8 protein-coding genes and 1 pseudogene are annotated in these 10,550 nt (G+C 67.7%); 5 read left to right on the top strand and 4 right to left on the bottom strand.

Annotated elements, in window-relative coordinates:
• Window positions 1-13 precede the first annotated feature (13 nt).
• The 3 genes from FSW06_RS01645 to FSW06_RS01655 are packed head-to-tail and all read left to right on the top strand — an operon-like array spanning window position 14 to window position 3,532.
• A complete protein-coding gene (locus FSW06_RS01645; protein ID WP_010118950.1) occupies window positions 14-1,498 on the top strand; it encodes a sodium/glutamate symporter family protein in 1,485 nt (494 codons plus the stop codon).
• A gap of 1 nt (window position 1,499) precedes the next feature.
• The gene (locus FSW06_RS01650; protein WP_010118948.1) at window positions 1,500-3,212 is read left to right on the top strand and encodes an amidohydrolase; all 1,713 of its coding nucleotides are present in this window, start codon (window positions 1,500-1,502) and stop codon (window positions 3,210-3,212) included.
• On the top strand, window positions 3,209-3,532 hold the full coding sequence (locus FSW06_RS01655; protein WP_010118946.1) for a P-II family nitrogen regulator: 324 nt from the start codon (window positions 3,209-3,211) through the stop codon (window positions 3,530-3,532). The genes FSW06_RS01650 and FSW06_RS01655 overlap by 4 nt, the downstream gene beginning before the upstream one ends.
• Window positions 3,533-3,620: 88 nt before the next feature.
• On the opposite strand, the gene FSW06_RS01660 is transcribed toward FSW06_RS01655, so the two are convergent.
• From FSW06_RS01660 to FSW06_RS01670, 3 genes are read right to left on the bottom strand one after another with little or no spacing between them, the layout of a single operon-like run.
• Complete coding sequence (locus FSW06_RS01660) at window positions 3,621-4,607, bottom strand: ABC transporter substrate-binding protein (RefSeq protein WP_010118944.1); 987 nt, start codon at window positions 4,605-4,607, stop codon at window positions 3,621-3,623.
• Window positions 4,604-5,449 carry an ABC transporter ATP-binding protein gene (locus FSW06_RS01665; RefSeq protein ID WP_010118943.1) on the bottom strand — a complete coding sequence of 282 codons (846 nt, stop codon included), beginning with the start codon at window positions 5,447-5,449 and terminating at the stop codon, window positions 4,604-4,606. Before FSW06_RS01665 ends, FSW06_RS01660 begins: the two co-directional genes overlap by 4 nt.
• Window positions 5,446-6,462: a FecCD family ABC transporter permease gene (locus FSW06_RS01670; protein WP_029448858.1), complete on the bottom strand. Its 1,017-nt coding sequence runs from the start codon at window positions 6,460-6,462 to the stop codon at window positions 5,446-5,448. Before FSW06_RS01670 ends, FSW06_RS01665 begins: the two co-directional genes overlap by 4 nt.
• Before the next feature lie 235 nt (window positions 6,463-6,697).
• Between FSW06_RS01670 and FSW06_RS01675 the strand changes: the two genes are divergently transcribed.
• Window positions 6,698-7,630: a DUF6308 family protein gene (locus FSW06_RS01675; protein ID WP_010118939.1), complete on the top strand. Its 933-nt coding sequence runs from the start codon at window positions 6,698-6,700 to the stop codon at window positions 7,628-7,630.
• 171 nt (window positions 7,631-7,801) lie between these two features.
• A pseudogene (locus FSW06_RS01680) lies at window positions 7,802-8,741 on the top strand (IS5 family transposase).
• Here FSW06_RS01680 and FSW06_RS01685 read toward each other — a convergent pair.
• Window positions 8,724-10,502: a hypothetical protein gene (locus FSW06_RS01685; RefSeq protein ID WP_146881293.1), complete on the bottom strand. Its 1,779-nt coding sequence runs from the start codon at window positions 10,500-10,502 to the stop codon at window positions 8,724-8,726. The pseudogene FSW06_RS01680 and the gene FSW06_RS01685 sit on opposite strands and share 18 nt — an antisense overlap.
• Between the last annotated feature and the right edge of the window lie 48 nt (window positions 10,503-10,550).

A 10,550-nucleotide genomic window follows, 5' to 3' on the forward strand; every position in this document is an offset into this window, starting at 1 on the left:
AGGTGGTCAGCACATGACCGGCGTCATCGCACTGGCACTGATCGGGGCAATGTGCAGCATCGGCGTCCTGCTGCGCCGCTGGGTGCCGCTGTTCCGCAACTACCTGGTCCCGGCGACCGTCATCGCCGGCGTCCTCGGCGTGGTCGTCATGAACGCCGGCCTGGGGAAGGCCTTCGACGGGGTGGACGCCACACTGTTCGGCAACATCACCACCGAACTGTTCACCCTGACCTTCATCTCGATCGGCCTGACCGCCGCACCGAAGACCGCCGACGGCGACGGGGAGGGACCGCAGGCCCGCGGCTGGCGGCGGCTCGTCCCGCAGTCCCCGCTGGTGCGCGGCGCCTGGATCATGGGCCTGACCTGGGTGGTCCTGTTCGCCGTGCAGGATTTCGTCGGCGTGGGCATCGTGGGATCCCTCGGCAGCGCCTTCGACATGCCGCCCGAGTACGGCCTCATGGCCGCCTTCTCCTTCGCCCAGGGACCGGGCCAGGCCGCCACCTTCGGCTCGATCTTCGTCGACCAGGGTTGGGACGAGGCCGTCAGCGTGGGCCTGACGTTCTCCACCCTCGGCTTCCTCGCCGCCTTCTTCGTCGGCGTGCCACTGGCCAAGCGCGGCATCGCCCGCGGCCTGACGAGCCAGAACGTGGAGATCAACGAGACCACCAAGCGCGGCCTCTACAGCCGCGAGGAGCAGCGCGAGTCCATGGGCCGGGTGACGACCTTCTCCGGGAGCATCGAGTCCCTCGGCCTGGCCATGTCCGTGGTCGGGGTCTGCTACCTCGGGGCGATGGGGATCGCCCGGCTGTTCGCCCTCATCCCCGGCTTCATCGGCACGACGATGAGCGGGATGATGTTCATGAACGGCCTGTTCGCCGCCTACATCATCCGCTGGATCCTGGGCCGGTTCGGCGCCGACCACGTCATCAACGCCGATGTGCAGCGCAAGATCACCGGCCTGTTCAGTGACTTCACGGTCGTCGCCGCGTTCATGGCGGTGGAGCTCGCCGTGGTGATGGACTGGATCGTCCCGATCCTCGTCGTCACCGTCGCCGTCACCGTGGTCACCCTGCTGATCACCGTGTTCCTCGGCCAGCACTACGGCAGCGACCACGATTTCGAGCGCACCCTCGGGCTGTACGGCACCGGTACCGGCACCACCCCGACCGGGCTGGCCCTGGTGCGCATCGTCGACCCGAAACTGCGGACGCCGACCGCGGCGGAGATGGGCCTGATGAACCTGCCGGAGCAGCTCTACCTGCCGGTCGTGGTCATCGTCTCGGCCGTCTTCGCCGGCGACCTGTCGATGACCGTCGGCCTGATCCTCACCGCGGTCTGTCTGGTGGTCTACCTCGGGCTCACCCTGTGGGCGGGGGACTTCAGCAGGGCGTCCTACCGGCTCACCGGCACGCCGCGGCGTGGGGCACAGCGGCAGGACGCCGCCCCGACCGCGCTGGAGGGCGAACTGGTCATGGACACCCGGACGGGGAGGCAGTGAGATGACGACGATCTACCATTCGGGAACGGTCATCACGATGGACGGCGGACCCGACGACGGTCCGGACGCACCGGAGTGCGTGGTCACCGACGGCGCCCGCATCGTCTACGTCGGCGGGCACGCGCGGGCGCGGGAACTCTACGGCGCCGGATGCGTAGAGGTCGACCTGCAGGGACGCGTCCTCATGCCGGCGTTCATCGACGCCCACGGCCACTTCATGAACTTCGGCATGGCCGCCCGCCAGGTGGACCTGCGGGCGTGCGGGAGCGTCGACGAGATCGTGGCCGCCCTCGCCGCCGCGCTCGCGGCCCGGCCGGCGGGGGACGCCGCACCGGTGGTCGGGGTGGGCTACGACCACAACAACCTGCCCGGCTACCGGCACCCGACCCGCCACGATCTGGACCGGGTCAGTACCGGTGTGCCGGTCGTCGCCGTGCACCGCTCCTCCCACATGGGCGTGGTGAATTCGGCGGCGCTGGCGCACGTGGGGATCACCGCGGCGACCCCGGACCCGGTCGGCGGCCGGTTCGGGCGGGAGGCCGACGGGGTGACCCCCGACGGCTACGTCGAGGAGATCTCGGCGCTGATGATCGTCGCCGAGGGCCTCGCCGACGGGGCCCGGCCGTCGCTGCTGATGCCGGGGGCGCGCACAGACCCGCGCGACGCGATCCGCACCGCCCAGGACGGGTACCTCGCCCGCGGCATCACGACGGTGCAGGAGGGGGCGGCCGCCCCGGAGGAGGTGGACGCCCTCATCGCCGCCGGCGGTGACGGTGACCTGGTGGTCGATGTGGTGGCGTACCCGATCGTCACCGCCGGTGGCCTCGATGTGCTGGACGCGCACCCGGAACGGGTCGGCGCCTACGAGGGGCATGTGCGGCTCGGCGGCTGCAAGATGATCCTCGACGGGTCGCCGCAGGCCCGCTCGGCGTGGCTGTCGCAGCCCTATGAGGTGGAGGGTGCTGGGGCAGAGGGTGCTGTGGTGGCCGGTGACGTGGGCGCCCACGATGACGGCCCCGGGCAGTGCTGCTGCGGCTACCCGTCCCTGCCGGACGACCAGGTCGAGGATTACATCGCCCGGGCGGTCGACAGCGGCTACCAGGTGCTCGCACACTGCAACGGGGACGCCGCCTCCGAACAGTTCCTCACCGCTTACGCCGCCGTGTCCGCCGACCGGCCGGAAGCGGCGGCGCTGCGTCCGGTGATGATCCACGCCCAGACGGTGCGCGACGACCAGCTCGACCGGATGCCCGCCCTCGGCATGGTCGCCTCGTTCTTCGTCGGCCACGTCTGGTTCTGGGGCGACACACACCTGCGAAACCTCGGGGACGACCGCGGCCGGCGGATCTCGCCGGTCCGCTCCGCGCTCGACCGGGGTGTGCCCGTCACCCTGCACCAGGACGCCCCGGTCACCGACCCGGACATGCCCGTCTCGCTGGCCGCGGCGACGACCCGACGGAGTTGCCGGGGGACCGTCGTCGGCCCCGAGCAGGCCGTCAGCCGCTATGAGGCGCTGCGGGCCGTCACCGCCGGCAGTGCCTACAAGTACGGCGAGGAGACCGACAAGGGCCGGATCCGGACCGGCCTGCGCGCCGACCTCATCGTCGTCGACCGTAACCCACTGACCTGTGCCGATGACGACCTGCAGGGGCTGACCGTCCTGCGCACGGTCAAGGACGGCACCACCGTATTCACCCGACAGGAGCAACCGTGAAACTCATCGAAGCGATCATCAGACCCGAGAAGCTCACCGACGTCCAGCAGGCGCTGGGCGAGGCCGGCTTCAGCGGCATGACCCACTGGAGCGTGTCCGGGCGCGGAAAACAGCAGGGGATCAAGGTGGGGGAGGCCACCTACTCCGAACTGCCGAAGGCCATGGTCCATGTCGTCGTCGCCGACGGGGACAAGGACGAGGCGATCAACATCATCATCGACCACGCCGCCACCGGGGAGGCCGGCAACCCCGGTGACGGGCGGATCTTCGTGGTGGATGTGGCGGAGAGCTACACGATCTCGAGTCAGAGTAAGGACTGAGAAGGTGGACTGTCTGTGACGGTGGGGGAGCAGTCACACCGGCGCGCCGGGCCGGGGCCGCAGGATGCGCGGTGTGACCACGCGTCCACTACTTGTCGAACAGTGCCGAGGAGACCTGGTCGAGACCGTCAAGGATCGCGGTGCCGGAGGACACCCCGGTGATGGCGGAATCCACGTAGTAGACCCGGTCGTTCTTGACCGCCGGCACATCCTTCAGCGCAGGGTTGTCGATGAGTTCGGCGAAGGCGTCCTTGCCGGAATCGGCACTGGTCTGCACGATGATGACCTCGGGAGCCTCCTTGACGATGACCTCGGGGTCGGCGGCGATCATGGACTGGGCGTCCAGGTGATCGACGGCGGGATCACCGCCGGCCTCGCGGATCAGGCCGGTGAGCATGAGGGTCTTCGAACCGATCATCTGCTTGTTGGCGTGGGCCCAGATCCCGATGGTGTTCGGGGCGTCCTTCCCGTCGGCGCGGGCGATGATCTTGTCGCGCTTCTCGGTGAGATCCGCGGCGAGCTCTTCTCCCTTGGCCTTCTCACCGACCAGGTCCGCGATCTCTCCGATGTGGTCGATGATCCCTTCGGAACCCGACCAGGAATCCCCGCTGAACACGGCGACCGGGATGTCGAAACTGCGGAGCTGGTCGGCGGCGTCCTTCTCGAAATCGTGGCGGGCACTGATCATCACCAGATCAGGCTTGGACGCCATGACCTGCTCGGCATCGATGCTGGCCGACGGAGCCATCGTGGTGCCGACCTTGTCCAGCTCGGTGGCGAGGTCGCCGGTGGCGGACATCTCCGGGGCGAGTGCGACGTTGTCGCCGCCGGTCAGCGGGAGGACCAGGGAGGCGAGGTCGCTGGAGAGTACGGCGATGTGCTCCGGCTTGGCGGTGAGTTTGACCTCCTCGTCACCGACGGTGACGCTGCGCGGGTAGGACGCCTCGGATGCGGTCGTGGATCCCGGGGCGGACCCGGAGGCGTCGTCCGAGCTGCAGGCGGTGAGGGTGAGGCCGGTGCCCAGCAGCAGGGTGGTGGCAGCGATGCCGAAGCGGCGGGTGAGCGTGACGGTCACGGGTGTTCTCCTTGTTGGGTTTCTTGAAAGTCAGGTTGGTGCGCGCCGGCACCGGGATGGTCCGGCAGTGGCACAACGGTCAGCCGGCGCGGACGCCCCGGGGAACCGGAGTGCTCCACCCCGACCGGGATGTCGTAGACCTCACTGAGCAGATCCTCGGTGAGGACCTCGTCGGTGGTGCCTTCGGCGTGGACACGGCCCTGGTGGAGCAGGACGGCCCGGTCACACCAGCGTCCGACGTCGTTGAGGTCGTGCAGGACGACCAAGACGGTCGCCCCGGCCGCGGCCCGGTCACGCAGCAGCTGGTAGACGGCCACCTGGTGCTGCAGGTCGAGAGCACTGGTTGGCTCGTCGAGCAGCAGCACCGGGGTGGACTGTGCGAAGGCGCGGGCCAGGTGCACCAGCTGGCGCTGGCCGCCCGAGAGCTGGTCGACCGGATGGTCGGCGAAGGGGCGGACGCCGGTGATGTCGAGGGTTTCCTCGATGATCCGCCGGTCCTCCGGGGTCTCCCGGGTGAAGCGGCCGCGGTGCGGGTGGCGCCCCATGGTGATGACCTCGCGGGCCGGGAAGCTGATGGACAGCGTGGTGGTCTGCGGGACCATTGCCATGCACCGGGCGCGCTCGTCGATGCGTTGGGAGAGCAGGTCGGAGCCGTCGAGGTCGACGCGTCCGGTGGACTCGAGGAGCCCGGCGACCGCGCCCAGGAGGGTGGATTTACCGGTGCCGTTCGGGCCGATGAGGGCGGTGACCTGACCGGGTGGGACGGTGAAGTCGACGTCGTGGACGACCTCGTGGTGGTCGTAGGAGACGGAGAGTCCGCTGACGGTGAGCCGGCCGGTCATACGCCCAGCCCCTTGTGCCGGCGGGCGCGGGTGGTCAGCAGCAGCCAGAGGAAGATCGGCGAGCCGAGGAAGGCGATGACGGTGCCGGTCTGCAGGACGACGGGGGAGAAGAGCATCCGGGCGATGATGTCGGAGACGATGACGAAGGTGGCGCCGAGGACCGCGGCGACGGGCAGCAGACGGCGGTGGTCGGGGCCGAGGAGGATGCGGACGAAGTGGGGGACGATCAGGCCGATGAAGGAGATCGCACCACTGACGGCGACGGCGCTGGCGGTGATCCAGGCGGCCAGGGCGAGCAGCTTCATCCGGAGCTTCCTGACGTCTACGCCGGACGACTGGGCGGTTTCGGAGCCGAGGAGGAGGACGTTGAGGTCGCGGGCGAGCAGCCAGGACAGTCCGATACCGCCGAGGATCGGGACGGTGGCGATCGTCACGTGGTTCCAGGTGCGGGCGACGAGGTCGCCGTTCATCCAGAACTGGACGCTGCGCAGGTCGGAATCGTCCGGGGCGTTGGCGATGACGGCGGAGATGATCGCACCGAGGAAGGCGGTGATCGCCATGCCGACCAGCACGAGGGTGGCAGGGTCCGCGCCGCGGCCGCCGAGGGCTTTCGAGTTCGCGATGAGGTAGATCAGCAGGACGGTGGCCAGGGCGCCGAGGAAGGCACCGGCGGGCAGGGTCCAGCGGCCGAGGAAGTTCACTCCGGTGACGATGACGAGGACGGCGGCGACGGCGGCACCGGAGGAGACGCCGATGATGCCGGGGTCGGCCAGCGGGTTGAGGAAGACGGTCTGCATCAGGGCGCCGGCGGTGGCGAGTCCGGCGCCGACCAGCCCGGCGATGATGATGCGGGGCAGGCGGATCTCACGGACGATGTCGGAGCCGGCGATCTCGGTGAGGGGGATGGTCACCGGGCCGATGGAGACGGCGGCGAGGAAGGCGATGACCAGCAGACACGGGGCGAGGATGAGGATGACCGGGACGGTCTTGCGCGGGGCTGTGCCGGGAGCGATGTCGGGGGGCTGACCCGGGGAGTTTCCCGGGTCTCTGCCGGTTTCCTGCACTGCCACGACCTGGATCCGCCACCTTGTTCTCTTGAGTACCGTTCTTATGACGCTCGTAGTAACAATATAGGGAAGGTTGCGCTAACCTCAAGTCAGGCTGGAGTATGTATCCGAGGCCAGAGTGGGCCGACGCTATAGAGTTCCGGGGAGCAGGCGGCCCTCCGCAGCCGGTAGCCTGGCCGACATGGACAATTCCGTGTGGGAGACTGTCGGATGGACCCGGCCGACAGTCCTCGACGAGCATCGGGCACTCGTCGCAGTCGACCACCTTGTCACCTACTTCGCCGACCGCGCCGGGCACACCGGACCCCGGTTCACCGGTTCCCTGTTCACCGAACTTGGCGGAGGAGGGGACCGGCCGGAGACCGCCCACTCCTTCACTGCCGAAGACCTTGTCGCGATCTCGACGCTGTCGGTGGACATCGCCGCCGAGCACGCCCTGCAGCTGCTCGGTGTGGTGGGGATCCCCGAGGGGGAGGCCGCCACCGCGATCTCCCGCGGTTCGACGGGTGTGCGCTCGTCCCGGGACGTGCCGATCGACCCGGTCGAGGTCTCCCGGCTGCTCGCCCAGCTGCCGACGGACGTCGACCTGGTGGACGCCACCGACGAGGACCTGGCGACAGCCGACCGGCTGTGGCGGGAGATCCGGCGCAAGGGACTGGGCCCGACGAGGGTGAGCAAACTGATGGCTCGGAAACGTCCGCGGCTGTGCCCGGTGATCGACCGGGACGTGCGCAACCACCTGGGCCACGGGAAGAACCGGACCGACTTCTTCGCCAGCCTGCGCACCGTACTACGCGACGGGGACGCCGGACTTCCGGCCCAGCTGCACAAGATCCGTCAGCTGGCCGTGGCGGAGAGCTGGCGGGCGACCTGGCCGGTGCAGACTCCGGTCGGTGACGGGCTCGTCGCTAACCCGGCGGCCCCGGAAAGGATCGGTCGGCTCAGTGACCTGCGCGTGTTCGATATCGTGGTGTGGATGGCGGAACAGGAGGAGCGGCGGGACCGCTCAGGTGGTGGGGCTTTTCTTCTTCCCGAACCTAGCGCCGCCGAGAGAGTTCAACCTCATTTCGACGTTGTTGAGTCCGATGACCGCAGTCGTGAGGGAGGACGGTGAAACCAGTTCCTCGATCTGCTGGTCGCGGATCCGGAGGGGCTCGCCGGTCTCGGTCGTGCCCACCTGAGTGTTGCGCAGCCGGTAGGCGTGCATGACCTTCGACACCAGTTCGTCTTCGTACACTAGGGCGTGTCTCTTTAAATAGTGGCCGTGTCCCGCCATACTGGGCTCATGGCCGCCACCGACCGCTACCAGCAACTCACCGATGCCCAGTGGGCCCGCATCGAACCCCTCCTACCCTCCAGTGACGGCAGGAGGGGTCGCCCGTTCCGGGACTCCCGCCAGATCCTCGAAGGGGTGATCTACCGGTACCGCACCGGGATTCCCTGGCGTGACCTGCCCGAACACTTCGGACCCTGGCAGACGGTGTGGAAACGTCACCGCCGTTACACCGTCGACGGGACCTGGGACCGGATCCTGCAGTCACTGCTGGCCGACGCTGACGCCGCCGGCCTGATCAGCTGGATCGTCTCGGTCGACGCGACGATCAACCGTGCTCACCAGCACGCGACGAACACGACCCGCCCCGAGCAGCACACGGGGGGCCCAGTCGAATTACAGGAATCAGGCCTGTTCTGACCTTGATGAGTGCGAACCTGCAGGCCATGGGGTTGGGCGTTCGCGGGGAGGGTTGAGCACGAAGATCCATCACGCCGTCGACGGGAAGGGCCGTCCACTGTCGGTGGTGGTCACCGGAGGTCAGCGTAACGACGGCAGTATGTTGCAGGTGGTCATTGACGATATCCGGGTGCCACAGCCGGCAGGACGGTCGGGCAGGCCCCGGACCACCCCGGATGCGGTGATGGCGGACCGGGCGTACCCGAGTCGGGCGAATCGGGAGTACCTGCGGGACCGGGGGATCGTCGCGGTGATCCCGGAGAAGGTCGACCACGTCAACGCCCGCAAACGCAAAGGATCTGCCGGCGGTCGTCCACCCAAGATGGACTGGGAGGCGTACAAGGGCCGCAATGTGGTGGAGAGGTCGTTCAACCTGCTCAAACAGTGGCGGGGACTGGCGACCCGGTACGACAAGCTGGCGGTGATCTACCGCGGGGCTGCCGTCCTGGCTGCGATCGTCGCCTGGCTCAAAGCATTAGGAGACACGCCCTAGGTGGATGAGGTCGATGACCTCGGACTGGGTGGCACGGGGGAACTTTTCGGTCCAGTGCCGGATCTCTTCCTGGAACACCGGGAATGCCTTGTTGAAGTGGATGGTTCCGTTGGATCCGTCCCGGATCTCCTTGGGATCGAAACGAGCGGCGTAGAGCTTCTCGTTGTCTGCGGTGAATTCGTCGTCCCACGTAACTTCGGGGATGCCGTTGGTTGCCCGCCGGTGCCGGCCCAGTTTGCTGCCTGCAGCGTCAGCGGAGAGTCTCACCGTGGATCCGGACGCCCGACCTCCGTCCGGATGCACGCCGGTGGTGGTTTTTGGTGCCCGGGTGGTGTCCGAGTTCGTGCTGCCACCCGATGTTGCCGTCGGGTTCCCACGGTGCTTGCCGGACTTCGACTGGGTGAGGGAGGAGCCTCGCCAGCGGTTGCCGAACTGGCTCTCCAGGCGCTCCATCCTCTTCCGTCGGCTTTCCGCGTCCCCGGACGCCTCGGTCCGCTGACTGGCGATCTTGGCCTTCTCGATTGGCTCCGGGGTGTTGTCCAGGAAATAGTCCCACCATTCCTCCCAGGGCAGCGGACCACCGTCATTGGAGATCAGCATTCCCCGGGACGCCTGGGGTGTGACTCCCCAGGACAAGGAGTTCTTGGACATGCGGGGAGGTTCGATGACGAGCCAGACCCGGTCCCGGATCTCGTCCGGGATGCCGAACTGCCGAAAATCATGAGCGGCGTTCTTGACGTCGTAGGCTTCGTTGTCGTACTTGACCACGATCGAAGGATGGACGAGCTGGTAGGAGCCCACTCCCTTCCGGTCGTCCGATTCCGCGGTCAGGTACCACTGGATCGTGGTGTCACGTGGGGCCTCCATCGTCCCGGACTGCAGGGCCTTCGTGGCGTCTCCGGTGATCCGGGACCGGATACCGGACACCCGTCGGGAATGGACGGACCGCCGGTCCTCGGTCCCGTCCGTCCGGACATGGACGATGAACCGGTCCTTGCTGTCCCGACGGTCGGTGTCCTGGGCGTCCTTCTTCGCCTCTGCGGTGGAGACAGTCAGATCGACCCCCTCAGGGAGATCCAGGAACCTGCTGTTGAGATAGCGGACGATACCGCGGCGGTCATTCCGGCACTCGTCGCGGAGATAGTCCCCGTCCACCGTGTCCGGGTGGTCCTCGCTGCCGAGGAAGAGGAAGACCGTACCCTGCCCGGCGTCCGCGATCTCGTCCGTCTTCAGCAGGGAAGCGTCGATGTCGATCCCGGGGATGGTGATGTCCGGCCGGATGCAGTCACCGAAGCTGTCCACGAACTCGCCGTTCTCGTCGTAGAAGTCGAAGTCCTTCAGCTCCCAGTAGACGTGGTCGCCGTCCTGTCGTCGGTGGATCCAGATCATCCATCCCTCAGGATCTTCCCTGGTCCAGGAGGCGACGATGATCCCGTAGGGGTTCCACTCGTAGCAAGACGCCTTGAAACCCTGGCCGTAGTTCTGCCCGATCCCGATCTCCCGGCCCCCGCCGCCGAACGAGGAGAGGAAATTAGGGAGTTCGTCCGCGCCCATCCCGCAGCCGTTGTCGGCGATGTAGCGGCGCAGGATGCCGTGCTTCTGGAAACCCTGCGGTTCAATCCCGAAGTTGATCCACGTCGCACCTGCCTGAACGGAGTTGACGGCGCCTTCCCGGGCCCACTGGAACTTTCCGCCGGCATGGTATGCCTCGGTGATGAGGTGGTGAACGTCGTATTCGTTGACGCCGACGCGCTTGCTCATGGTCTTCTCCGTTGCTGTCGTGTGTGTCGGGGTAGAGCATATTGGCAG

The sequence above is a fragment of the Corynebacterium nuruki S6-4 genome, from assembly GCF_007970465.1.
Taxonomy (GTDB): domain Bacteria; phylum Actinomycetota; class Actinomycetes; order Mycobacteriales; family Mycobacteriaceae; genus Corynebacterium; species Corynebacterium nuruki.